This window comes from Bacillus sp. A015 (assembly GCF_053851875.1).
Window position 1 is genome coordinate 36497 of record NZ_JBSPZB010000003.1, and the last position, 24019, is coordinate 60515.

General features: G+C 41.1%; 25 protein-coding genes. 20 read left to right on the top strand and 5 right to left on the bottom strand.

Translation table 11 applies throughout. From position 1 onward, the window contains the following. Window positions 1–2 precede the first annotated feature (2 nt). From ACSLGF_RS03455 to ACSLGF_RS03510, 12 genes are all read left to right on the top strand, one after another. Window positions 3–542, top strand: a complete 540-nt coding sequence (locus tag ACSLGF_RS03455; RefSeq protein WP_456002602.1) for a TIGR01440 family protein — start codon at window positions 3–5, stop codon at window positions 540–542. Between the two features lie 177 nt (window positions 543–719). Further along, on the top strand, window positions 720–1967 hold the full coding sequence (gene glyA, locus ACSLGF_RS03460; RefSeq protein WP_456002604.1) for a serine hydroxymethyltransferase: 1248 nt from the start codon (window positions 720–722) through the stop codon (window positions 1965–1967). 147 nt (window positions 1968–2114) lie between these two features. After that, complete coding sequence (gene upp, locus ACSLGF_RS03465) at window positions 2115–2744, top strand: uracil phosphoribosyltransferase (protein WP_003214553.1); 630 nt, start codon at window positions 2115–2117, stop codon at window positions 2742–2744. Between the two features lie 497 nt (window positions 2745–3241). After that, window positions 3242–3625, top strand: a complete 384-nt coding sequence (locus ACSLGF_RS03470) for an ATP synthase subunit I (RefSeq protein ID WP_456002606.1) — start codon at window positions 3242–3244, stop codon at window positions 3623–3625. Window positions 3626–3632: 7 nt separating this feature from the next. Continuing rightward, window positions 3633–4367 (top strand): F0F1 ATP synthase subunit A, encoded by a 735-nt coding sequence (atpB, locus tag ACSLGF_RS03475; RefSeq protein WP_003215198.1) that lies wholly within the window; start codon window positions 3633–3635, stop codon window positions 4365–4367. Window positions 4368–4416: 49 nt separating this feature from the next. Beyond that, window positions 4417–4629 carry a F0F1 ATP synthase subunit C gene (gene atpE, locus ACSLGF_RS03480; protein WP_003214968.1) on the top strand — a complete coding sequence of 71 codons (213 nt, stop codon included), beginning with the start codon at window positions 4417–4419 and terminating at the stop codon, window positions 4627–4629. A gap of 120 nt (window positions 4630–4749) precedes the next feature. After that, window positions 4750–5271: a F0F1 ATP synthase subunit B gene (gene atpF / locus ACSLGF_RS03485; RefSeq protein WP_456002608.1), complete on the top strand. Its 522-nt coding sequence runs from the start codon at window positions 4750–4752 to the stop codon at window positions 5269–5271. Beyond that, window positions 5268–5813 (top strand): F0F1 ATP synthase subunit delta, encoded by a 546-nt coding sequence (locus ACSLGF_RS03490; protein WP_456002610.1) that lies wholly within the window; start codon window positions 5268–5270, stop codon window positions 5811–5813. Before atpF ends, ACSLGF_RS03490 begins: the two co-directional genes overlap by 4 nt. Before the next feature lie 16 nt (window positions 5814–5829). After that, window positions 5830–7338, top strand: coding sequence for a F0F1 ATP synthase subunit alpha (gene atpA, locus ACSLGF_RS03495; protein ID WP_456002612.1), 1509 nt, complete (start codon window positions 5830–5832; stop codon window positions 7336–7338). An 88-nt stretch (window positions 7339–7426) separates the two neighbouring features. Next, window positions 7427–8293, top strand: coding sequence for a F0F1 ATP synthase subunit gamma (locus ACSLGF_RS03500; protein ID WP_099726499.1), 867 nt, complete (start codon window positions 7427–7429; stop codon window positions 8291–8293). A gap of 24 nt (window positions 8294–8317) precedes the next feature. Then, window positions 8318–9739, top strand: coding sequence for a F0F1 ATP synthase subunit beta (atpD, locus tag ACSLGF_RS03505; protein ID WP_099726498.1), 1422 nt, complete (start codon window positions 8318–8320; stop codon window positions 9737–9739). A gap of 24 nt (window positions 9740–9763) precedes the next feature. Continuing rightward, window positions 9764–10159: a F0F1 ATP synthase subunit epsilon gene (locus tag ACSLGF_RS03510; protein ID WP_008343393.1), complete on the top strand. Its 396-nt coding sequence runs from the start codon at window positions 9764–9766 to the stop codon at window positions 10157–10159. 42 nt (window positions 10160–10201) lie between these two features. Here the strand turns inward: ACSLGF_RS03510 and ACSLGF_RS03515 are convergent, their stop codons facing one another. Beyond that, a complete protein-coding gene (locus tag ACSLGF_RS03515) occupies window positions 10202–10708 on the bottom strand; it encodes a hypothetical protein (RefSeq protein ID WP_456002614.1) in 507 nt (168 codons plus the stop codon). A gap of 137 nt (window positions 10709–10845) precedes the next feature. Here ACSLGF_RS03515 and ACSLGF_RS03520 point away from each other — a divergent pair, with 137 nt between their 5' ends. The 6 genes from ACSLGF_RS03520 to ACSLGF_RS03545 all read left to right on the top strand — a co-directional run bounded on the left by ACSLGF_RS03520 (window position 10846) and on the right by ACSLGF_RS03545 (window position 16338). Continuing rightward, window positions 10846–11076: a DUF1146 family protein gene (locus ACSLGF_RS03520; RefSeq protein ID WP_025208130.1), complete on the top strand. Its 231-nt coding sequence runs from the start codon at window positions 10846–10848 to the stop codon at window positions 11074–11076. A gap of 127 nt (window positions 11077–11203) precedes the next feature. Continuing rightward, window positions 11204–11938 (top strand): YwmB family TATA-box binding protein, encoded by a 735-nt coding sequence (locus tag ACSLGF_RS03525; protein ID WP_456002616.1) that lies wholly within the window; start codon window positions 11204–11206, stop codon window positions 11936–11938. Window positions 11939–11970: 32 nt separating this feature from the next. Further along, window positions 11971–13278, top strand: a complete 1308-nt coding sequence (gene murA, locus ACSLGF_RS03530) for a UDP-N-acetylglucosamine 1-carboxyvinyltransferase (RefSeq protein WP_099726496.1) — start codon at window positions 11971–11973, stop codon at window positions 13276–13278. A gap of 256 nt (window positions 13279–13534) precedes the next feature. Further along, window positions 13535–14560, top strand: coding sequence for a stage II sporulation protein D (spoIID, locus tag ACSLGF_RS03535; RefSeq protein WP_456002618.1), 1026 nt, complete (start codon window positions 13535–13537; stop codon window positions 14558–14560). A 322-nt stretch (window positions 14561–14882) separates the two neighbouring features. Next, window positions 14883–15581: a VWA domain-containing protein gene (locus tag ACSLGF_RS03540; RefSeq protein WP_456002620.1), complete on the top strand. Its 699-nt coding sequence runs from the start codon at window positions 14883–14885 to the stop codon at window positions 15579–15581. Between the two features lie 82 nt (window positions 15582–15663). Further along, window positions 15664–16338 carry a VWA domain-containing protein gene (locus ACSLGF_RS03545; RefSeq protein WP_456002622.1) on the top strand — a complete coding sequence of 225 codons (675 nt, stop codon included), beginning with the start codon at window positions 15664–15666 and terminating at the stop codon, window positions 16336–16338. Between the two features lie 53 nt (window positions 16339–16391). Here ACSLGF_RS03545 and ACSLGF_RS03550 read toward each other — a convergent pair whose 3' ends face one another. Both ACSLGF_RS03550 and ACSLGF_RS03555 read right to left on the bottom strand, forming a co-directional pair. Next, window positions 16392–18740 (bottom strand): FdhF/YdeP family oxidoreductase, encoded by a 2349-nt coding sequence (locus tag ACSLGF_RS03550; protein WP_456002624.1) that lies wholly within the window; start codon window positions 18738–18740, stop codon window positions 16392–16394. 82 nt (window positions 18741–18822) lie between these two features. Continuing rightward, window positions 18823–20088 (bottom strand): L-lactate MFS transporter, encoded by a 1266-nt coding sequence (locus tag ACSLGF_RS03555; protein ID WP_456002626.1) that lies wholly within the window; start codon window positions 20086–20088, stop codon window positions 18823–18825. 134 nt (window positions 20089–20222) lie between these two features. Between ACSLGF_RS03555 and fdhD the strand changes: the two genes are divergently transcribed. Then, window positions 20223–21011: a formate dehydrogenase accessory sulfurtransferase FdhD gene (gene fdhD / locus ACSLGF_RS03560; protein WP_099726490.1), complete on the top strand. Its 789-nt coding sequence runs from the start codon at window positions 20223–20225 to the stop codon at window positions 21009–21011. Window positions 21012–21021: 10 nt separating this feature from the next. Continuing rightward, complete coding sequence (moaA, locus tag ACSLGF_RS03565) at window positions 21022–22029, top strand: GTP 3',8-cyclase MoaA (protein WP_456002628.1); 1008 nt, start codon at window positions 21022–21024, stop codon at window positions 22027–22029. A 452-nt stretch (window positions 22030–22481) separates the two neighbouring features. Here moaA and rpsN read toward each other — a convergent pair whose 3' ends face one another. Continuing rightward, on the bottom strand, window positions 22482–22751 hold the full coding sequence (gene rpsN, locus ACSLGF_RS03570) for a 30S ribosomal protein S14 (protein ID WP_099726488.1): 270 nt from the start codon (window positions 22749–22751) through the stop codon (window positions 22482–22484). 16 nt (window positions 22752–22767) lie between these two features. Continuing rightward, window positions 22768–23964: a GTP-binding protein gene (locus tag ACSLGF_RS03575; protein WP_456002630.1), complete on the bottom strand. Its 1197-nt coding sequence runs from the start codon at window positions 23962–23964 to the stop codon at window positions 22768–22770. Between the last annotated feature and the right edge of the window lie 55 nt (window positions 23965–24019).

A 24019-nucleotide genomic window follows, 5' to 3' on the forward strand; every position in this document is an offset into this window, starting at 1 on the left:
ATATGAACATTGGTCAAGATTGGCTTGAAATGTTAAAAGAGTTTCATCAAGCAGTCGAACTGCGTGCTGGCCAAATCTTAGTGATTGGCTGCAGTACGTCGGAAGTGGCTGGCGAGCATATTGGTACAGCAGGAAGTGAGCAAATTGCGGAGGCCATCTATCAAGAGCTGGACCAGCTAAGACGAGAGACCGGCATTGAGCTGGCCTTCCAGTGCTGCGAGCACCTCAATCGTGCCCTCGTCGTTGAAGAAGAAGTGGCTTTCCGGCTGAACCTAGAAATTGTGGCCGCAGTACCTGTTCGTAAGGCGGGGGGTTCTATGGCGGCTCATGCGTATCAGCAAATGGAACACCCTGTGTTAGTTGAATCCATTGCGGCGCATGCAGGAATTGATATCGGCGATACATTGATTGGGATGCACTTAAAGCGAGTAGCCGTTCCTGTCCGTCTTAGTCGACATCAATTAGGACAAGCGCATGTGACGTTTGCGAAAACACGTCCGAAGCTGATTGGCGGAGAACGAGCAGTTTATACAAGAGCATAACTCAAATATATTTCTGATATAATGTTGAATGATGAAGACGCTTCACCTCTTGAATATTCGGTTTTTCATAAAAAATAAGTCCGTTTTCCAAAAAAAACTTTTACATTTTACTCAAAAACCGTGTACAATGAGATGGTGAAAACATCGAATGGAAATAGATTGGAGAGGATTTCGCTGATGAAACATTTACCTGAGCAAGACGCACAAGTATTCAAAGCAATTCAACTAGAGCGGAAACGCCAGCAGGACAAAATCGAATTAATTGCATCAGAAAACTTCGTAAGCGAAGCAGTCATGGAAGCACAGGGCTCAGTTTTAACAAACAAATATGCTGAGGGCTACCCTGGTAAACGCTACTATGGCGGCTGTGAACATGTAGACGTTGTAGAAGATATCGCACGTGATCGCGCAAAAGAAATTTTTGGCGCTGAGTATGTGAACGTACAGCCTCACTCAGGTGCTCAAGCGAATATGGCCGTATACTTTACAATTCTTGAGCATGGCGATACGGTGCTAGGCATGAACTTATCACATGGTGGGCATTTAACACACGGAAGCCCTGTAAATTTTAGCGGGGTACAATACAACTTTGTAGAATATGGTGTAGATAAAGAAACACAGCATATCGACTATCAAGATGTACTTGAAAAAGCACGTGAGCATAAGCCGAAGCTAATCGTTGCGGGTGCAAGTGCATACCCACGTCAAATTGATTTCAAAAAGTTCCGTGAAATTGCTGATGAAGTCGGTGCTTACTTTATGGTCGACATGGCTCACATTGCGGGTCTTGTTGCAGCAGGTCTTCATCCAAATCCAGTTCCTTACGCAGATTTTGTGACAACGACGACACACAAAACATTACGCGGACCTCGCGGCGGAATGATCCTATGCCGTGAAGAGTTTGGTAAAAAGATCGACAAATCGATCTTCCCTGGTATTCAAGGTGGACCACTGATGCATGTCATCTCTGCAAAAGCTGTTTCTTTCGGTGAAGTATTGAACGGAGATTTCAAAACATATGCACAAAACGTGATTGATAACGCAAAACAACTAGCTGAAACACTTTTATCTGAGGATATTCAGCTTGTATCTGGTGGAACAGATAACCATCTAGTTCTCATCGACTTGCGTACTCTTGGCATCACAGGGAAAATTGCAGAAAATGTTCTTGATGAAATCGGCATCACAGTGAACAAAAATGCGATTCCTTATGATCCAGAGAAACCATTTGTCACAAGTGGTGTACGTGTAGGTACAGCGGCAGTGACAAGCCGTGGGTTCGATCAAGAAGCGATGAAAGAAGTCGGTTCCATTATTGCGCTTGCTCTGAAACATCATGAAGATGAAACGAAATTAGAAGAGGCGAAAAAGCGTGTGTCTGATCTCACTGCCCGCTTCCCTCTGTATAACGAATTAGATTATTAAAAAGCAGACCCATTTGCCTATTTTTGGCATGTGGGTTTTTTTTGTAGGATTTGCGAATCATATTGAAAGATGATGTCTTTTTATGTAGAATTGTAGGAAGTGTGCAAAGTTCACCGGAAGATGACAGAAAAGGAGTTGTAGCAAGCAATGGCAAAGGTTTATGTATTTGATCACCCGCTAATTCAGCACAAACTTACATATATTCGTGACGTTCATACAGGAACAAAAGAATTTAGAGAGCTAGTGGATGAAGTCGCCACATTAATGGCATTCGAAATCACAAGAGACTTACCGCTTGAAGAGGTAGATGTAGAAACACCTGTACAAGTAGCTAAATCAAACGTGATCTCAGGGAAAAAACTCGGTGTTGTGCCAATTTTAAGAGCAGGTCTTGGAATGGTAGACGGGATTTTGAAGCTCATTCCAGCTGCTAAAGTGGGACATGTCGGTTTATACCGTGATCCAAAAACATTAAAGCCTGTTGAATATTATGTGAAGCTTCCATCTGATGTGGAAGAGCGTGAATTTATCGTAGTAGACCCAATGCTTGCAACCGGCGGCTCAGCAGTCGAAGCGTTAAACAGCTTGAAAAAACGCGGTGCGAAAAACATCCGCTTCATGTGTCTGATTGCTGCCCCTGAAGGTGTAGAAGAAATGCAAAAACATCATCCAGATGTCGATATCTACATTGCAGCATTAGATGAGAAATTAAACGAAAAAGGTTACATCATCCCAGGCCTTGGTGATGCTGGTGACCGTATGTATGGAACAAAATAAGAAGATCTCAATAAAATCCCACATGCAGACGAGCATGTGGGATTTTTTGAAATATATGACAAACGGTTGATACCGTTCTTAGAAAAATCAATGTATACTGATGATTAGCTGTTTTTTTCAATGAATGTCACATCTCTCCTAAAGTTTGATGAAATTGTGAACATTTTGTGTGCTCTATCATTATAGAAAAGTTTTTTAACTTTCAACGGATTGACACATCATAGACGCTATTGTATGCTAAACGAGGGTATTATGGTAAGGTTTTCATAGCCTATAGCACTCTACTAATCCTCATTGTGAACCCTTTAATTATCAGGGTTTGTATCAGCGAATGAAGCAGCATCCCATAGATCTAAAGATTCCAAGTCTGATTGTGTAATTAGACCGATGGGTGATTGATTTTTTCGAACAGGACGGCTTATCATCAGCGTCTTCTACGCAGTTTTCATCACCATTTATCACCTTTTTTACAATATTTTTCATCGGGAGTCAGATGAATGAACGATCCAAACGCGATTTTCCGCAGACAGAGTAAATACATGTTGTATCTATTGGCAATTTTTGTGTTTGGCTATGCCATGCCTGGTTTTAAACCACTGTTCCTCGGTTTCATTATCGGCACAATTTTTGCTTTCTTTAATTTATTCCTACTTATACGGAGAATGCACGCTTTTGATCGAGCGGTTAAAAAAGGAAAAGCCATTCGTTCAATGGGAAGTACAGCCAGGTGGGCCAACGCGATTCTCGCAGTAGCGATTGCTTGGCGTTACCCTAATGAAGTTCATCTGGCAGGTGTTGTTATAGGATTAATGACAATATATCCTGTCATTATGATAGATTCCTTCATTCAACTTAAACGTTCTACTATGGAAGAGAGGTGAATACTCTTTGGGTCACAGTTCAAAAACTACAGAATTTTTAGGGTTAACGTTCAACTTATCCAATGTTCTCATGATTACGATTGCTAGTATCATCGTTCTTCTCATAGCGGTGCTGACTACTCGTGTTCTGTCTATTCGTCCGACAAAGGCGCAGAACTTCATGGAATGGATTGTTGATTTTGTTCGAAATATCATAGGTAGTTCGATGGACATGAAAACAGGAGCCCCATTTCTAGCGCTTGGCGTTACATTACTCATGTACATATTTGTTTCAAACATGCTTGGATTGCCATTCTCGATTACGGTCGATCACAACTTGTGGTGGAAATCACCAACAGCAGACCCAGCAATCACAATGACACTAGCGATTATGGTCATGGGATTGACACATTACTACGGTGTCAAGGCAAAAGGAGTCAAGGAATATACGAAAGACTACTTTAGACCAATTCCGCTTTTAGTACCATTGAAACTTATTGAAGAATTTGCAAACACGCTAACACTTGGTTTGCGTCTTTACGGAAATATTTTCGCTGGAGAGATTCTTCTTGGGTTACTTGCAGGACTTGCGACCAATTTCTACACGCAAAACATTGCGCTTGGTATCGTTGGTACATTAGGTGCCATCGTGCCGATGATTGTATGGCAGGCATTCAGTTTGTTTGTCGGAACAATCCAGGCATTTATCTTCACCATGCTGACAATGGTGTACATATCCCATAAAGTCAGCGACGAACACTAAAAAAATTGAGAGTCCAAAAAGGACGTTATTTTAAAGGAGGAGCTTTTTAATGAATTTAATAGCAGCAGCAATTGCAATCGGTTTAGGAGCACTAGGAGCAGGTATTGGTAACGGTCTAATCGTATCTAAAACAGTTGAAGGAATCGCTCGTCAGCCAGAAGCTGGTAGAGAACTAAGAACACTTATGTTCATCGGGGTCGCTTTAGTTGAGGCACTTCCAATTATCGCTGTCGTTATCGCATTCTTGGCATTCTTTGGTTAATATGTGAGAAGCGTTCTAATATGAATTTTAATGGCGAAGATCAGATTAGTTCGAAACTTCGCCATTCCTTTATGTTTTGTTTCTTAACATATTATTTGAAGAAGGGAGTTGCCGTACTAAATGTCTCAGTTACCAGTGGTTTTAGGAGCAGGAGGCTTAAGTTTCAACGCCGGGGATATGTTATTCCAGCTGATCGCTATGCTCATCCTGCTTGCACTTTTAAAGAAATTTGCGCTTAAACCTTTATTAGGTATTATGAAGCAGCGTGAAGATTATATAGGAAATGAAATTTCAAGTGCTGAACAAAAGCATGTTCAAGCTGAAAAACTTCTTGAAGAACAACGTGTTTTATTGAAAGAAGCACGCGAAGAATCACATACACTCATCGAAAATGCGAAAAAGCTTGGTGAGAAACAAAAAGAAGAGATCATTCAAGCAGCACGTCAAGAGTCAGAGCGCTTGAAAGAATCTGCTAGAACTGAAATCGTGAAAGAAAAAGAACAAGCTGTGGCTGCGCTGCGTGAGCAGGTTGCATCACTATCTGTGCTAATTGCTTCTAAAGTGATTGAAAAAGAACTTGATGAGCAAGCACAAGAGAAATTGATCCAAGAGTATCTTAAAGAGGCAGGCGAAAGCCGATGAGCGTGACTATTGTCTCTAAGCGTTACGCTTCTGCTCTTTTTGACATCGTTCTTGCTTCTTCGGCAGTAGACGAAACTGAAAAAGAGCTGAATGAGATCAAAAAAGTGCTAAAGGCTGATCAAGAACTGAACGACTTTCTTGTTCATCCGAAAATTACGGCAGACAAAAAGAAACAGTTGATTGCAGAAGCTTTCAAAGGTGTTTCAACTTATGTATTGCACACAATGTATTTACTGATTGACCGCGGACGCACGAATATTTTCCCTGAAATGACGTCTGAGTTTGTGAAACTTGCAAACCGCACGAAACAAATAGACGATGCGATCGTGTATTCAGTTAAACCGCTTAGCGGGGCTGAAATTCAATCTTTATCTGAAGTATTTGCCGAAAAAGCCGGAGTCACATCACTGCGTGTTGAAAATGTGATTGACAAGGATCTAATAGGCGGAGTGAAAATCCGTATCGGAAACCGCATTTATGACGGCAGTGTCAGCGGAAAGCTTTCCCGCATTGAACGTCAGCTTGCAGGCGAAAATCGTTAGAAGGGGTGAAACCTTAGTGAGTATCAAAGCTGAAGAGATTAGCGCGCTGATAAAGCAGCAAATCCAAAACTATCAATCTGAAATCGAAGTAAAAGATGTCGGTACAGTCATTCAAGTAGGGGACGGTATCGCGCGTGTACATGGCCTTGACAACATTATGGCAGGAGAACTGGTTGAGTTCTCTAACGGTGTAATGGGTATGGCTCAAAACCTTGAGGAGTCTAACGTAGGTATCGTTATTTTAGGACCTTACAAAGATATCCGCGAAGGTGATGACGTAAAACGTACAGGTCGTATCATGGAGGTTCCAGTAGGTGAAGAGTTAATCGGACGTATTGTGAACCCGCTTGGTCAGCCTGTTGATGGACTAGGTCCAATTTTAACAAGCAAAACGCGTCCAATCGAAAGTGAAGCACCAGGCGTTATGGATCGTAAATCTGTAAATGAGCCGCTTCAAACAGGAATTAAAGCGATTGATGCCTTGATTCCAATCGGACGTGGACAGCGTGAATTGATCATTGGTGACCGTCAAACAGGTAAAACATCTGTTGCAATTGATACGATCCTAAACCAAAAAGATCAAAACATGATCTGTATCTATGTAGCGATCGGACAAAAAGAATCAACAGTTCGTGGCGTTGTTGAAACACTACGTAAGCATGGTGCGCTTGATTACACAATCGTTGTGACAGCTTCTGCATCACAGCCAGCTCCACTTCTTTACCTTGCTCCATATGCAGGTGTAACGATGGGGGAGGAATTCATGTATAACGGCAAGCACGTGCTTGTTGTGTATGATGACCTTTCTAAACAAGCGGCAGCTTACCGTGAACTTTCATTATTGCTTCGTCGTCCTCCAGGTCGTGAAGCGTTCCCTGGTGATGTTTTCTATCTTCACTCTCGTTTATTAGAACGTGCAGCGAAGCTTAGTGATGAAAAGGGTGGCGGTTCTATCACAGCATTGCCTTTCGTAGAAACGCAAGCTGGTGATATCTCTGCATATATCCCAACAAACGTGATTTCGATCACAGATGGACAGATCTTCTTACAATCTGATCTCTTCTTCTCAGGCGTACGTCCAGCGGTAAACGCAGGATTGTCTGTATCCCGTGTAGGTGGTTCTGCACAAATCAAAGCGATGAAAAAGGTAGCAGGTACACTTCGTTTGGACCTTGCGTCATATCGTGAGCTTGAAGCATTCGCTCAGTTTGGATCTGATCTAGACCAAGCGACTCAAGCGAAATTAAACCGTGGTGCAAGAACAGTTGAAGTCTTAAAACAAGACTTGAACAAACCGCTTAAAGTTGAAAAACAAGTAGCGATTCTTTATGCACTGACAAGAGGATACTTAGACGATGTGGCAATTGCTGATGTCAAACGTTTTGAAGCTGAGTTATTCATGTACATTGAAGAAAACCATAAAGACTTGTTTGATACAATCTCTCAAACAGGAAACATGCCTGCTGATGAAGAGTGGAATACAGCAATCGAAGGCTTTAAACGTACGTTTGCGCCAAGCAACTAATTAGTAATCTTTCCGAGAGAAAAAGATTCTCTTTTTCTCTCTTTTCACGTAAATGAACACGGATTCCTGAAAAAAGGTGGTGAAATCTTTGGCCTCATTACGCGATATTAAGTCAAGGATCACGTCAACGAAAAAATCGAGTCAGATCACAAAAGCGATGCAAATGGTATCAGCTGCGAAACTGAATCGTGCTGAAAACAATGCGAAGTCTTTTGTTCCTTACATGGAGAAAATCCAAGAAGTCGTTGCAGCAATAGCAACTGGAACAAGTGCTAAGCACCCAATGCTTCTTTCAAGACCTGTCAAAAAAACAGGGTATCTCGTCATTACATCTGATCGAGGGCTTGCAGGACCTTTTAACAGCTCGATTTTGCGTGCCGCTTACCAAACCATTCAATCTCGTCATCAATCCGCTGATGAATATGCGGTGATTGTCATTGGTAAAATCGGACGCGACTTCTTCAAAAAGCGCGGTATTCCAGTTATTTCTGAAGTAACAGGGCTTGGTGATGAAGTAGCGTTTGCTGATATTAAAGAATTAGCAAGCAGTACAGTTCAAATGTTCTCTGATGGAGCGTTTGATGAACTTTACATGTTCTACAACCATTTTGTCAGTGCCATTTCACAAGAAGTAACAGAGAAAAAATTATTGCCGCTAACGGACCTTTCGGCCGCAGCGACACCAAATAAACGTTCCGCATCTTATGAGTTTGAGCCTTCTGAAGAAGAAATTCTAGAAGTCCTCCTTCCTCAATATGCAGAGAGTTTGATTTTCGGTGCACTTCTTGACAGCAAAGCCAGTGAACATGCTGCAAGAATGACAGCAATGAAGAGTGCAACAGACAACGCGAAAGAATTGATCGACAACCTGACACTCTCTTATAACCGTGCTCGTCAAGCAGCGATTACACAAGAGATTACAGAAATTGTCGGCGGAGCAGCTGCCTTAGAATAGAAATAATTGTCAGGAGGGAATGCAATGAAAACAGGACGCATCAGTCAGATCATGGGACCAGTCGTAGACGTTCGTTTTGAAGACGGTCACTTGCCTGAGATTTATAATGCGATCAAAGTTTCGCATAAAGCGGAAAGCGAAAGTGAAGTTGATATCGACTTAACTTTAGAAGTAGCACTACATTTAGGTGATGATACAGTGAGAACCATCGCAATGGCATCAACAGACGGTGTTAAGCGCGGCATGGAAGCTGTAGACGTTGGATCACCAATTTCAGTACCAGTTGGTAACGTAACACTTGGACGTGTATTCAACGTACTGGGAGATAACATTGACTTAGATGAGCCACTTGGTGTGGAAGCTCAGAGAGATCCAATCCACAGACAAGCGCCTTCTTTTGATCAACTTTCTACAGAAGTTGAAATTCTTGAAACAGGTATCAAAGTTGTTGACCTTCTAGCTCCTTATATCAAGGGTGGAAAGATCGGTCTATTCGGTGGAGCCGGTGTAGGTAAAACCGTTCTGATTCAAGAATTAATCAACAACATCGCACAAGAACACGGCGGTATTTCTGTATTCGCCGGTGTTGGAGAGCGTACACGTGAAGGAAACGACCTTTACTACGAAATGAAAGATTCTGGCGTTATCGAAAAAACAGCGATGGTCTTCGGTCAAATGAACGAGCCACCAGGTGCACGTATGCGTGTTGCCCTAACTGGTTTGACAATGGCAGAGCATTTCCGTGATGAACAAGGTCAAGACGTACTGTTCTTCATCGATAACATCTATCGTTTTACACAAGCAGGTTCTGAAGTATCAGCCCTTCTTGGACGTATGCCTTCAGCGGTAGGTTATCAGCCGACACTTGCAACAGAAATGGGTCAGCTGCAAGAGCGTATCACGTCTACAAACGTAGGATCGGTTACATCGATTCAAGCGATCTATGTACCTGCGGATGACTATACGGATCCAGCTCCAGCAACAACGTTCGCTCACCTTGATGCAACGACGAACCTTGAGCGTAAGCTGACAGAAATGGGTATTTACCCAGCGGTTGATCCACTTGCATCAACATCTCGTGCACTTGCACCTGAGATTGTTGGCGAAGAGCATTATGCGATTGCGCGTGAAGTTCAGCAAACATTGCAACGTTATAAAGAGCTACAAGATATCATTGCCATTTTAGGTATGGATGAATTATCTGAGGACGATAAGCTTGTGGTACACAGAGCACGTCGTGTTCAATTCTTCCTATCTCAAAACTTCCACGTAGCAGAACAGTTTACTGGCCAAAAGGGTTCTTATGTGCCATTAAAAGAAACTGTTAAAGGCTTCAAGGAAATCTTATCTGGTAAATACGATCACCTTCCAGAAGATGCATTCCGCTTAGTCGGACGCATTGAAGAAGTGGTTGAAAAAGCCAAAGAGATGGGTGTAGAGGCCTAATCTGGTCCTTAGGAGGGTAAAAGCATGAAGACCGTTCAAGTCAATATCGTTACTCCCGACGGCCCAGTGTATGAAGCGGATGTGGAAATGGTCAGTGTAAGAGCAGAAAGCGGTGAGCTTGGTATTTTAGCTGGCCACGTTCCAATGGTTGCTCCGCTAAAAATCGGTGCAGTTCGCTTAAAACATAGTGGATCAACTGAATTGGTTGCAGTAAGTGGGGGATTTGTTGAAGTTCGCCCTGAAAAAGTAACCATTCTTGCTCAGGCCGCTGAAACATCAGACAAAGTTGATGTAGATCGTGCGAAATCAGCGAAACAGCGTGCTGAAGAGCATTTGAACCACCCGAATGAAAGTGATGTACGCCGGGCGGAACTCGCATTAAAACGGGCGTTAAACCGTTTAAATGTAGCAGGGAAATAAAACAGAAAATCCTTCTTATCACAATGATAAGAAGGATTTTTTTTAGAATGACAAGAGAGAATGATACATCGACACATAAGGATGAGATGCTTGTTTTTCAAGATATAAATGCTCGCAAAACTGCGTAGTATGCCACGTTTTATGATGTCGTCGCAAACCAAGCGTATATTGATGCGGAGAGTCCATATAAGGCCGCACCACCCAGTCAGCATCTGAATGATGCCGGATGACAGCCTCTCCCATATACACACTCATCATCGCTTCTAATGCATCAATGGGCATTTTCCACTCAGCAAAAAGCTGCTGGGTAAACGCATCAAAGTATAAAGATTCTAACTGATACAGGCTTTCCTCTGAGTAATCCAAAGAAATGTTATGAAAATGACACAATTGTGCTAATTCTTCTAACTGTGTCTGTCTATAATCAAAGTAGAAAGCAATGGCCTCCCATTCATGATCAAATGAGGGAACCAGTTCTCCGTACAAATCAACAAAGTCAGGAAAAGAATCTTTCAAACTGATCAGCTCCTTCCACACGCAGTATATCATCTCCTAGGCAACAGTATAAGAGGGGATTCACACTAAATGTAGCTCTTTTTTCCAAATGATTCATCTTTCCGACTTTCGAGGATATAATGAAAGGGAGTTTTCCTTTACAGAAATAAATAAAAGGAGGATTCAGCTGTATGGAAGACGTAGGACAACAAGCAATTGTGAGTATTGTGATCCACCTATTTTTTATCGCCATTACGTGGTGGGCATTGCTTGCCGTAAATATTGATCCGCTGATTAAAAAAGGGAAAATCATTCAGGCAAGATTGCTGATGATGCTCATCACCATTGCTATCGCATCTGCGGTTAGCAATTTCTTCCTTGATTATTTAAATTTCTCCAGACAAATTCCTTATATGTTCTAACATAAAAGGTTTGGACACTGCCTTCTGCGGGAACGTAAAAAGAAGTGTCAAAGCATGGCCATTGTTGACTTTTCCACGTATGCATTTAACCCCTTGCGGCAACACTGGTAGCAAGGGGGAATGACAAGTGAGAAAGTATTTGAAAGGCTGGCCATTATTTGCGTTTATTCTTTTTTTTGTTCTTATGATTCAAGGTGTTCGTGCGGAAGAATCTTCCCCACTCGCCCAAATAGCAGAAGGTCTGAAAAACCAGCAAATCGAAGTAGATGGATGGACCCTTCATGCCAAAACAAATGTAGACATTTCATCCGAACAATTTTCAAAAAAAGTGAAACGTTTGAAAGACGAACTACGACAGTATGAGTGGACCGAAAAAAAAGAGAAACATGTCACCAAAGTCACAGGAATGTACAAAGATGAAAAAAATGATACCTTATCGAAAATTTCACTCGTGAAGACCGACACAAAATCAAACCAAAAGTCGTATTTATTATATGAGCAAAAAGGTGCTCGCCCACTGAATACCTGGGAGCATACATATGATCAGTTCGTACGTCATGCAAAAAGCATATTACAAGAAAAATTTGTGATTTTTACTTGTCTCGATGGTCATGTAAATGGTATGATGGATGTTGTTTTGCAAAAAAAAGCTGAAATGTTAGCAAAAGAATTTCAAGCAAAACCAGTTGAGTATCTCGTTGAGTCTAATTTTGTGTCGCTTTCCGCTTACACAGATAAGTGGGAACAGTTCATTATGACTTCAAATGATAAAATGAATGTTCAAATTGCCATCAGAAGTTCGGAAATGAACGAAAATCATACGATTACGGTTGGCACACCAATCGTAACGACTGAATATTAATATAGAGAATTTGGGACGCGGAGGGGAAGACCTTGGAAAAAATCATCGTCCGCGGCGGTCAAAAGTTAAACGGCACAGTTAAAGTAGAAGGCGCAAAAAATGCCGTTTTACCAGTTATCGCTGCATCTTTGTTAGCAAGTACAGAAAAAAGCGTAATTTGTGATGTACCTACGCTCTCCGATGTATATACAATCAATGAAGTGTTACGTCATTTAGGAGCAGAAGTACATTTTGAAAATAACGAAGTATCAGTAGATGCATCTCATGCACTGGAAACTGAGGCTCCGTTTGAGTATGTGCGTAAAATGCGAGCATCTGTGCTCGTCATGGGACCACTTTTAGCAAGAACAGGTCATGCAAGAGTCGCATTACCTGGAGGCTGTGCGATTGGTTCAAGACCAATTGATCAGCATTTAAAAGGCTTCGAAGCAATGGGAGCTAAAATTCAAGTAGGCAATGGTTTCATCGAGGCTGAGGTAGAAGGCCGTTTAAAAGGTGCAAAAATCTATTTGGATTTCCCAAGTGTGGGTGCAACTGAAAACATTATCATGGCAGCAGCATTAGCTGAAGGAACAACAATTTTAGAAAACGTAGCAAAAGAACCTGAAATTGTTGATTTGGCAAACTACATCAATGCCATGGGCGGTAAGGTTCGCGGGGCCGGTACTGGTACAATCAAAATCGAAGGTGTGGAAACACTTCACGGTGCAAAACACAACATCATCCCTGACAGAATTGAAGCGGGTACTTTCATGGTGGCAGCAGCCATTACAGAAGGAAATGTTCTTGTAAAAGGCGCAGTGCCAGAGCACATGACTTCACTTGTTGCAAAAATGGAAGAAATGGGTATTCAGATCATTGAAGAAGAAGAAGGTTTAAGAGTGATTGGACCATCTGAGCTCAAGCCAATCGATCTAAAAACAATGCCGCATCCTGGGTTCCCAACGGATATGCAATCTCAGATGATGGCGCTATTGCTTCGTGCGAACGGAACAAGCATGATCACAGAAACTGTGTTTGAAAACCGTTTTATGCATGCTGAAGAATTCCGCCGCATGAATGGCGATATTAAAATTGAGGGTCGCTCTGTGATTATCAATGGCCCGGTTCAACTTCAAGGTGCTGAAGTTTCAGCGACTGACTTAAGAGCAGGAGCAGCACTTGTACTTGCTGGATTAGTGGCAGAAGGTCATACACGTGTCACTGAATTGAAGCATATTGACCGTGGATATGTGAACTTCCACCAAAAACTTGCAGCAATCGGTGCAGATATTGAAAGAGTAAACGATGAATCAGCAGATGTTACACAAGAACAAGTTGTGTCAGATCTGAACGCGTAATGATAAAGAAATCAGTGTGTCCATTGGGGCATACTGATTTTTTTTAGAATCATAGAATGCTTCATTTTCAAAAGCTTATCATTAGTGTATCCAATCGTTTTAAATTTTATTCATAAAGACGAACAGTAAAATCAATTGGTGAAGAGCATGTTGGCATGATCGAAAGTCTTGTCCAATGAATGAAAGAAGCTGTCATATTAGCTTGTCCTTGCCCATAGGATAAAAGAGATTCAATGACAAATGGGGGCAGCCAAATATGAAACCAATGATATGGACAATCGCAGGAATATGCATCATCATTTTAATGATTCCAACCTTACTCGTGTTGCCGACATTCCAAGGGAAACCCGCGGCCAGCCAACACGTAGCAGCAGAACCATCCGTTAAAAAAGAAGTGAAAGGTTCAGTCAAATTGAAGCAATCACCCGTCTCCATTCCCGTCTATCGTTCAACTCATCAGCAGGTAGAAAACATCCCCCTAGAAGAGTATGTGATCGGTGTCGTAGCTTCTGAAATGCCAGCTGATTTTGAAATGGAGGCGCTCAAGGCACAGGCACTCGCTGCTAGAACGTATATCGTCAGACAAATGATCATCGATAAGACCGTCAAATCACCAAAGGGCTCTCTTGTAGATGACACACAAATGTTCCAAGTCTACAAAAACAAGCAGGAACTCAAGAAAATTTGGGGGAAAGCGTACAACTGGAAATTAAAAAAGGTCACAGAAGCTGTCGCCAGCACACAAGGGAAAGTGCTGACCTATGACGAAAAGCCAATTGATGCTTCTTTCTTTTCTACAAGTAATGGGAAAACTGAAAATGCAGAAGCCTATTGGAAAAACGAAATCCCTTATTTGAAAAGTGTCTCAAGTAAATGGGACGAAAAATCACCAAAATTTCAAAACACGAAGACCATCACGGTTAGTGAATTTCAGCAAAAACTAGGTGTGGCCCTCAGTCAGCAGGCTCAGGTAGGAGAGATTGTAGAGCGGACACCAGGAAACCAAGTAGCAAAAGCCGTGATAAACGGTAAAACACTGACAGGCAGAGACATTCGAGAATCACTGGGACTTCACTCTGCAGATTTTACATGGGAAAGAAAGGGCCAGCAAATTGTGATCACGACAAAAGGATACGGCCATGGTGTAGGGATGAGCCAATATGGTGCGCATTATATGGCGCAGTCAGGCAAAAAAGTAGAAGCCATTGTGAAACATTATTATAAAGGGATTCAAATTGAATCAGCTGATCGTTTTCTCAACACGTATATGGCTAAAAAATAAAAGAAAAGGTGCCTCAGAAACGAGGCATTTTTTTTGTGTTCAAAGAGGTTTGAACAGAATGTGTCAAATTGCGACTTAAGATGCAGGTCAGGAAATCTTAAACATTTATGTCCTGACAAGAACCGATGGCCGATACAAAGTCCCTCGAAAGACAGAGAAAACGAGGGGATAAATGATGCGTTAGGTGAAAATATCTAGACATCTGACAGATTTTTAGTGATTTCGATGAAAGAGAAAAAGGGATCGAGTCCTATACCATTCCAAGAAAGAATAATTTACGATTAAGATGTTTCAATCAAATACATAAGGAGGAATGAAAAGTATGTTGAAAAAAGTATTTACACTCGTAGCCTTAGCTGTATTGGCATTATCCATGTCAATCTCTTCACCAGTATTTGCAGAAGCAACAGCAGTCAAAAAACATAAGAATGATGTAAGAGTCACAATTTTACTTGATGCAAGTGGAAGCATGGCAAGAAAAGTAGATGGAGAGCGCAAATTTGATCTCGCAAAACAAGAGGTATTTAAATTTGCACAGTCACTTCCGAAAGACGCTAAAATTCGTATGAGCTTGTTTGGTTCTGAAGGAAACAACAAAAATTCAGGTAAAGCTCAATCATGTGAAGTCATTAGAGGAGTTTACGGCGTACAGCCTTACGAAAAGCAAAGCTTTGAAAACTCTTTAAACGGACTTGGACCAAACGGCTGGACACCGATTGCACGTGCCCTTGAAAGTGCAAAGCAAACGGATAAGCAGCTTCATAAGGGAACAAAACATATTGTGTATTTAATTACTGATGGTGAAGAAACTTGTGGCGGAGATCCAGTGAAGGTAGCAAAAGAATTGCATCAATCAAAAGGATCTACTGTTGTCAATGTCATCGGATTAGACTTTAACGATGGCTATGAAGGCCAATTAAAGCAAGTAGCCAAAGCTGGTAAAGGTCACTACTACCAAGCAAGTACTGGTAAAGAGATGGGTTCTATCTTTACGGCAGAATCATTAAAACTACACGAATAACTTGTTGAACAAAAGGGAAACGATTGATTTATGCTTTCGTTTCTCTTTTTCTGTACAAATGTAAAAAGGGAGGTTTTCATTTATGAAAAAAAATATTGTATTAACCATTTTAGCTAGTCTTGTCTTGCTTCTTTCTTCACCAGCTCATGCTGTGACAAAACAGGAGCCTGCTCATGTGGTCATATTACTCGATTTAAGCGGTAGCATGGCACAATCGGTTGAGGGAGAAAAGAAAATCGATATCGCAAAACGTTCTATTCAAAGCTTCGCAAGTATTTTATCAGAAGATACGCAAGTCCTGCTTCGTGTATTTGGTCATGAAGGGACCAATAAAAATGCAGGAAAAGCCGTTTCATGTGCAAGTTCTGAAGCCGTTTATGGATTTGGAACATATGAGCAAACAACATTTCAGCAAGCGCTGAATGTGTATGGTCCAACAGGCTGGACACCCCTAGCAAAAGCATTAACTGATACGAAACAAGATTTTGAAGATCACCAAGCTAAAGGGAAAAATATCGTATATGTTGTCAGCGATGGTGAAGAAACATGTGGTGGAAGCCCTTCTCAAGCAGCAAAGGAATTACATGAAGACGGTATTGATACAATCGTCAATATCATTGGCTTCGATGTGAATGAAAAAGAAGCAAAAAGTCTAAAATCTGTTGCAAAAGCTGGTGGTGGACAATATCAACCGGCAGCAAATGCAGAAGAACTGAAACAGATTCTTCAACAAGAAGCGAGTACTTTTGGTCAGTAGGATGTGAATGGCAGCTGGTGGAAAAACCCCCCAGCTGTTTTTTTAGTTGGAGATCAATTTAAAGTCGTTTCTAATTCATCAATTCGTTTCTCCACGTAGTGCTGATCTTTTCTTGCATGAAAGGTTTCGGCTTTTTCTAATATCGCAGTCGTATTATATTCTGGAATCTGTGAATAGCTCTCATAAACACCTTTAGGAATTAAAACGTTCCCTTCAGGCCAATAAACAGCGATATTTCCCCGTTTCAATTCCCCGAATTGAGCAACTCCTTGATAGGACCCATATTGATTAAAAAGAACAACTGGATCACCTTCTTGGATGTAAAGCTCTTTTGCATCTTCTTCATTCATCAAGATAGAATGACGCTTTCCGCCATTAAAGGCATCCTTTTCACTGTAGATCATAGAGTTAAATTGTTTACCTCGTCTTGTCGTAATATTGAAATGTCCCTCAGTTTTCCGGTATTGAGGCAGCTGGGCAGGAAGAAGGTGTCCCTTGCCGTCCGGTGTTGGACATGCACCATCTTCGCAAAGCCATGCGCCTCCCCATTGGAAAACGTCTCCTTTATGACGCAAATGCTGTATGCCATCATAGTTTCGATTTGCGATGGCAATCTCACGGCGAATGTCTTCAGCATGTTCAAAATGAATCAGCTCGGCATCCTCTGGTCGGACCCTTTTCGCAAGATCAATATAAATGTCCCATTCTGCTCTGGCTTCTTCAATACGAGGTCCTTCAATTTCCGGACTGAAATATACCATGCGTTCCGTACTGGTTGACGTACCGCCGCCTGGCTGTTCATACCTTGTCATAGCAGGCAGAACAATCACCGTCTCTTCTGCCTCTACCAGTGTAGAGGTATTCAAAATGATATCTTGATGGACACGGAGTTCGAGCTCAGATAATGCTTTTTCGATCGCTTCTGGATTTGGCATCGTTTCTAAAAAGTTTCCACCGCTAGTAAACAGCATTTTGAGTTTTTGCGGGTGTTCTTTTGGGAGAGCCATCTTTTCAAACGATTGACCGATGGTATCACCATGCCATTTCGGAATGTCAAATCCCCATATCTTCTCAATTCTTTCAATATTCTCTTCATCAAAATCACTGCCTGGCAAAACAAATGGATCGGCGCCCATTTCGCCTGAACCCTGGACACCACTATGTCCGCGAATCGGCATGACGCCACAATGTTTTCTGCCAATAAATCCACGTAACATGGCAAGGTTTGCGACTTGCGATATATTATCTGTTGCAAATCGATGCTGGGTAAGACCCATACTCCAAATAAAAACGCCAGAATTGGCATTGGCAAGGAGGACTGCGAATTCCTTCATTCTTTCTTTTGACAAGCCTGACGATGCTTCTAGGTCCTCCCACTTCAACTGTTCGACATGTTGCTTTACATCCTTTATGCCAGTTGTATGGGCTTGAATAAATTCATGGTCAAGAGCGGAGTGAGGAGCATGCTGCTCCATATCAAACCAATGTTTGATGACGCCGTTCATAAACGCAATATCGCCGCCTATATTGACTTGATAAAAATCATCAGCTATTTTTGTTCCGAATAAAGCACTTTCTGGAATAGAGGGAACCCAGTACTTTTCCATCGCAGGCTCTTTATACGGATTAATGACAATAATTTTGGTTCCTTTCTTTTTAGCAGCGTACATATATTTAGTGGAAACGGGCTGATTGTTTGCTGCGACTGATCCCCAAAAAATCAATACATCCGTTCCGATCCAATCACTGTAATTACAGCTAGAAGCACCTATGCCAAGGGAACGTTTAAGAGCGGTTTTGCTCGGTGAATGGCAAATGCGGGAAGCATTATCGATATGATTTGTTCCTATAAATCGTGCAGCCTTCGCAGCAGTATAATAAACTTCATTTGTAATCCCTCTGGCTGTTAAGTAGAAAGCGAGCTGCCGTTTATCAATTGAGTTGATTTTAGCTGCGATCTGATCTAATGCATCATTCCAAGAAATACGTGTAAAGGCATTGTTCCCTTTTTTTCGAATCAGTGGATAGGGAATACGCCCAAGCTTACGCAGAGAGGTACTATCCATTTTTTTTAGCTGATGAATATCTTCGAACCATTTTGGGTCAATAGCTGGCATTGTGTTAAGGCGAAGCACATTTAGCCTTGTTGTGCATATATGGGGTCCTGCGAGTGTCTGATCGTATAAACCTGATACACCAAGGGCACAGCCGTCACAAACGCCCTGCGTTAAAATACGGTACGCGTAAGGGAGGTTATCTTTGTTTTCCCAAGCCACCTTCATCGTATCCCGAATGTGCTTAGGTTTCACTTTTCCAAGCCCCATAGGAGCAAAAGAGGCCCATAGCTTTGGTGAGGGTTTTTTGTTGAGTTTAACAGGCCCCTTGTGTTGTGTTTTCCCCATGATATCATCACCCTCCTATTAATTTGTAAAGCGTTTTCATATCTAAAAATTACCTGTAGATTGTGATTCTGTCAAATTCAAATTAAGGACGCACTGTGACAGAAGAAGTAGCAGTAAGGTTTGATTCTCTAAGCTGTTGAATATCCTTCCGAATGAGAAGAGATAGGATAAAAGCAATGAAAAATAAGCCGGAGAACACCATGAGACTTTGTGTGTAATTGCCTGTTATATCTCGAATAAAGGATGAAAATAAAGGTCCTGCTAAACCAGCAGCGGCCCAAGCGGTCAGAATATAACCGTGTATTGCACCAAGTTGCTTCGTACCAAACAAATCTCCAATATAGGCTGGAATTGAGGCAAACCCTCCTCCATAGCACGTATAAATGATCGCCATCACGATTGAAAAGATAAGTGGTTCTTTTAAGTAGGGAAGTAAGGGAAAAGCAATGAGCTGTATACTAAAGAAAATCGTATACGTATTTGGCCTTCCGATATAATCAGAGAAGGATGCCCAGCCAATTCGTCCTAGACCATTAAAAGCACCTAAAATACCAACAAGAGTAGCTGCAGCGCCTGCAGTGAATCCAACACTTTCTTGAGCAAGAGGCGACGCTACTGAAATAATGGCAATTCCGCACGTGATATTAATAAAGAGCATGAGCCACAAATAATAAAAGCGCCGTGTTTTGATCGCTTCATTTGCTGTGAGCTGTGATAAATCTTGAGGAAATTTTCTTTGACTTGTTTTCAACACGTCAAATTGTTTGACGTCATCGGGCGTTGGTGGTGATAAATAAAGAGATGAGATCACCATGATCATAAAATAGGAGAGTCCAAGAATATAAAAGGTATTTGCGATATCAACTTTTTCAATGAGAAATTGAATAATTGGGCTGCAGATAAGTGAAGCAAATCCAAAACCCATAATGGCTAAACCGGTTGCAAGTCCTCTTCGATCCGGAAACCATTTGACTAATGTTGATACAGGTGCAATATAGCCTACACCTAATCCTATTCCAGCAAGTACACCATAAAATAAATAGAGGAGAGGCAGTGAAGACATGTGGACAGCGAACCCTGACCCAGTCATTCCGATGCCAAAGAAAATAGCTGAGAAGAGCCCCGATGCCCTTGGGCCATACTTTTCAACGAAATGTCCCATGAAAGCAGCAGATAAACCTAAAAATAAAATAGCAATGCTGAAGGTGAGGCTTATTTCTGTTAATGACCACTGAAAGGATTGATGTAAAGGATTCGTAAAAACACTCCATGCATAAACAGACCCAATAGATAAATGGATTCCCACAGCACTTGTCGCAATGAGCCAACGATTTTTTGATTTGTTCATTGTGTTCCCCCCATATAAAGCAATCAAAAAGTTTGATAAGATAGAAATATGTTACATTTTTATGACTTTTTAAAATAATATCACAATTTGATTGGTTCATATAACTAAATTTGTGTTGAAAGGAAGATCATACAATGAATCCTTCTGTTAAAAAGAAACGAGTCATACACCAATATCGCGAAGGCAAATTTACCTGCAAAACAGATGAAGTTGTAGAAGAATTTCCTTTAACTGTGATGGTGAATGGAGAAGAGTTTGTGACACTCGTTTGTTCACCAGAGCATTTGAAAGAATTGGTTATCGGCTTTTTAGCTTCAGAAGGAGTCATTCGATTTGAAAATGAGATTAAAAGGTTTACAATAGATGAAAGTATGGGCTTTGCATATGTTGATTTAATCCACTCAAGTCGTTTTCATTCATCAGACTTTACAAAACGAGTGATTGGTTCTTGCTGTGGGAAAGGGAGACACTTTTATTTTCTCCAAGATGTGAAGACGGCAAAAACAGCCATTGATCAAATTAACATTTCTGCTGAAACTTGTATGCACTTAATGAAGTGTTTACAAGACGAAAGCCAATTATTTCGACATACTGGTGGTGTGCATAATGCTGGACTGTGTGACACAGAGAAGCTATTCATCACTAGAACTGATATAGGAAGACATAATGCTTTGGATAAAATCTATGGATATTGTTTACTTCACCGAATCCCACTTAGAGATAAAATCCTTGTGTTTAGCGGCCGGATATCGTCGGAAGTTCTGTTGAAGGCAGCGAAACTAGGAGTATCTATTGTGATATCTAAATCAGCACCTACTGAGCTAGCGCTGAAAATGGCAGAAGAATTAAATATCACGACAGTTGGATTCGTCAGAGGAGGATCTTTTAATATCTATACTCATCACCAGCGTATTACAGAATAGGAGGCAAAGTATGGTCAGTATTTTGGATAAAAGACATCGATCATTGCGCGATTTAAGAATATCGGTAACCGATCGCTGTAACTTTAGATGTACGTACTGTATGCCTGCTGAAATCTTTGGACCAGATTTTCCTTTTTTGAATAAAGAAGAGCTGCTTAGTTTCGAAGAAATTGAACGACTTGCTACCCTTTTTGCAAAGGACTTAGGTGTGGTGAAATTACGCATCACGGGCGGTGAACCTTTAATGCGTAAAGATTTGTCCACCTTAATAGAAAAGCTCGCAAAAATCCCAGGAATCGAAGACATCGCTATGACAACCAATGGAACGCTTTTACCTTTATATGCTGATAAGTTAAAGAAAGCAGGTCTTCAGAGAGTCACCATTAGTTTGGATTCATTAAATCCCGAACGTTTTAAGCAAATGAATGGAAGGCATATTTCCATCCAAAAAGTGTTTGATGGAATTAAGGCTGCAAAAAAGGCTGGACTTGCTATTAAGATCAATATGGTTGTCCAAAAAGGTGTGAATGATCAGGATATCTTACCAATGGCAGACTATTTTAAAAAAGAAGGACACATTCTGAGATTTATCGAATTTATGGATGTCGGCAATACAAATAAATGGAATCTAGAGCATGTGATGACGAAAAAAGAGATAATTGATCTGATTGATTCAAAATATCCTATCAAACCAGAACCCCCTCGATATGCGGGTGAAGTAGCCAATCGCTTTTTTTACGAAGATGGTTCAGGAGAGATTGGCATTATTTCTTCTGTCTCAGATGCTTTTTGTGGATCATGTAATAGAGCAAGGCTATCTGCACGCGGTGAATTGTTCACATGTCTCTTTGCATCATCGGGTTTTGATCTGAAACGGATCATTCGTACGACAGAAAATGATGAAGATATAACGAAAATATTGAAGGAGCTATGGTCAAATAGACATGATCAATATTCAGCCGAGAGAGAGCAAAAGAAAGATCAGAAAAAAGTTGAGATGTCATACATCGGTGGGTAGTGACAACAAAGTATCATGATCATGTATTTTTGAAAAGAAGAGGAAATGGCATAATTACTGTTGAAAATCTTTTTTTGAAAACAGGCTGATTCATCATATAAACTCAATCATCATAAAAAAACAGCAGAGATTCTGCTGTTTTCAGATTGTTGACAAAGGGCTAAAATGAACTTTATTTTAGCCCTTTGTCTTCTTTTCAGCGTGATAGAAAACCTTTGAAGTCTAGGAAGGACGAGTACTGGAGCGGAGCGAATTTGACATTCGTGAGCACCGGCACGCAGGACTGACAACGAATGCGAGGGTTTGTCTACACGCTGAACAGCAGAGATTCTGCTGTTTTTTAAAATGCTATTTTGTGCCTCAAAAACCGTAAGATAAGTGTGGAAAATAGATTTTCAATCATACTGCGCTGCTTTACTTTTACAGGAGCTGTGATAAGATCGAATCAATCTTTACCAGCTCGATTTTTTCACTCCTGGGATATGGCCTTTATAGGCAAGCTCACGAAAAGCAATCCTAGACATTTTGAATTTCCGTAAGTAACCTCTAGGACGGCCCGTTAATTCACAGCGGTTTTTTAAGCGAGTGGGGGAGGAATCTCTAGGTAATTTCTGCAAAGCTTCATAGTCACCTTTTTCTTTTAACTCTTTCCTTAATTCCGCATATTTCAAAACAAGCTGCTGCCGCTTTTTTTCTTTAGCAATCTTTGATTTCTTTGCCATTTAAAACCCTCCTGGTTTAATTGTGTATTTTCCATTGAAAGGGGTCTTCAAACGTTGTCCAATCTTGATCAAATTCCTCAGGAGTGAGTAAGCATTGATCAAGTGTGCGAATGATATCTGCTTTAGGTAAGTCCACACCGATAAAAACCAGTTTAGTATGTCGATCGCCAAACTCTGCGTCCCACTCATCAAGAAGCTCTGGTTCCTGATTTAAAATCCGTGCTTTTTCTTGCTCGGACAAGGCATCCATCCAGTATGCAATAGGTTCAATTGCAACGGATTTTCCGGCTTGTGAAATTAAAATGGTTAAATCATTATGTGTGGCAAGCCATGTAAATCCTTTAGCGCGAACAATCTGCTCTGGCATCTGATCTAACCAATTATTCAGCCTGCCGGTATGAAAAGGGAGTCTTCTTTCATAAACAAATGATGAGATTTGGTATTCTTCTGTTTCCGGCGTATGCTGAGAATGTCCAGCGTTGATTTCTTTTATCCAGCCAGCAGAAGCACTGGATTTTTCAAAGTCGAATAAACCAGTATTCAAAATGTCGCTTGGCTGTACTTTACCTTTTGTGGTTCTTATGATAGTTGCTTCTGGTTGAAGTGTGGTTAGCACGTGCTCAAGTCGATCTAGTTCTGATGGTGATACAAGATCACATTTATTGATAATCAGCACGTCACAAAATTCAATTTGATCAATGAGTAAATCGGAAATTTCACGTTCATCATCATCGGAAACGGCTTCTTTACGATCTAATAGACTTTCTCCAGATTGGAAATCAGTCCAGAAACGGTTTGCATCTACCACTGTTACCATCGTGTCTAGCCGGCAAAAGCGTGTCAAGTCTATGCCCATTTCTTCATCGATGTAAGAAAAAGTTTGAGCAACAGGGATTGGTTCACTAATACCTGTTGACTCAATGACGATATAATCGATATTACCAGCCTTACAAAGGCGTTCTACTTCGATTAATAAATCCTCTCTCAATGTGCAGCAAATACAACCATTAGATAGTTCAACAAGTTTCTCATCTGATCGAGAGAGCTCGCCGCCTTGCTTGACTAATTCCGCATCAATATTAATTTCACTCATGTCATTTACAATAACAGCTACTTTTAATCCTTTACGATTTTGAAGAACATGATTTAATATCGTTGTTTTTCCCGCTCCTAAAAAGCCGCTTAATACTGTAACAGGTATTCGTTTATTCATTTGTTTCTGTCCTTTTGAAAATGCTCATTTTGTTTTCCGCCTCACTTAAAAAGTA

Bases quoted from the DNA above. Each gene is read 5' to 3' on its own strand.
- ACSLGF_RS03455 (WP_456002602.1), top strand. From the start codon at position 3: ATGAACATTGGTCAAGATTGGCTTGAAATGTTAAAAGAGTTTCATCAA.
- glyA (WP_456002604.1), top strand. From the start codon at position 720: ATGAAACATTTACCTGAGCAAGACGCACAAGTATTCAAAGCAATTCAA.
- upp (WP_003214553.1), top strand. From the start codon at position 2,115: ATGGCAAAGGTTTATGTATTTGATCACCCGCTAATTCAGCACAAACTT.
- ACSLGF_RS03470 (WP_456002606.1), top strand. From the start codon at position 3,242: ATGAACGATCCAAACGCGATTTTCCGCAGACAGAGTAAATACATGTTG.
- atpE (WP_003214968.1), top strand. From the start codon at position 4,417: ATGAATTTAATAGCAGCAGCAATTGCAATCGGTTTAGGAGCACTAGGA.
- atpF (WP_456002608.1), top strand. From the start codon at position 4,750: ATGTCTCAGTTACCAGTGGTTTTAGGAGCAGGAGGCTTAAGTTTCAAC.
- ACSLGF_RS03490 (WP_456002610.1), top strand. From the start codon at position 5,268: ATGAGCGTGACTATTGTCTCTAAGCGTTACGCTTCTGCTCTTTTTGAC.
- atpD (WP_099726498.1), top strand. From the start codon at position 8,318: ATGAAAACAGGACGCATCAGTCAGATCATGGGACCAGTCGTAGACGTT.
- ACSLGF_RS03510 (WP_008343393.1), top strand. From the start codon at position 9,764: ATGAAGACCGTTCAAGTCAATATCGTTACTCCCGACGGCCCAGTGTAT.
- ACSLGF_RS03515 (WP_456002614.1), bottom strand. From the start codon at position 10,708: ATGATATACTGCGTGTGGAAGGAGCTGATCAGTTTGAAAGATTCTTTT.
- ACSLGF_RS03520 (WP_025208130.1), top strand. From the start codon at position 10,846: ATGGAAGACGTAGGACAACAAGCAATTGTGAGTATTGTGATCCACCTA.
- spoIID (WP_456002618.1), top strand. From the start codon at position 13,535: ATGAAACCAATGATATGGACAATCGCAGGAATATGCATCATCATTTTA.
- ACSLGF_RS03540 (WP_456002620.1), top strand. From the start codon at position 14,883: ATGTTGAAAAAAGTATTTACACTCGTAGCCTTAGCTGTATTGGCATTA.
- ACSLGF_RS03545 (WP_456002622.1), top strand. From the start codon at position 15,664: ATGAAAAAAAATATTGTATTAACCATTTTAGCTAGTCTTGTCTTGCTT.
- ACSLGF_RS03550 (WP_456002624.1), bottom strand. From the start codon at position 18,740: ATGGGGAAAACACAACACAAGGGGCCTGTTAAACTCAACAAAAAACCC.
- ACSLGF_RS03555 (WP_456002626.1), bottom strand. From the start codon at position 20,088: ATGAACAAATCAAAAAATCGTTGGCTCATTGCGACAAGTGCTGTGGGA.
- fdhD (WP_099726490.1), top strand. From the start codon at position 20,223: ATGAATCCTTCTGTTAAAAAGAAACGAGTCATACACCAATATCGCGAA.
- moaA (WP_456002628.1), top strand. From the start codon at position 21,022: ATGGTCAGTATTTTGGATAAAAGACATCGATCATTGCGCGATTTAAGA.
- rpsN (WP_099726488.1), bottom strand. From the start codon at position 22,751: ATGGCAAAGAAATCAAAGATTGCTAAAGAAAAAAAGCGGCAGCAGCTT.
- ACSLGF_RS03575 (WP_456002630.1), bottom strand. From the start codon at position 23,964: ATGAATAAACGAATACCTGTTACAGTATTAAGCGGCTTTTTAGGAGCG.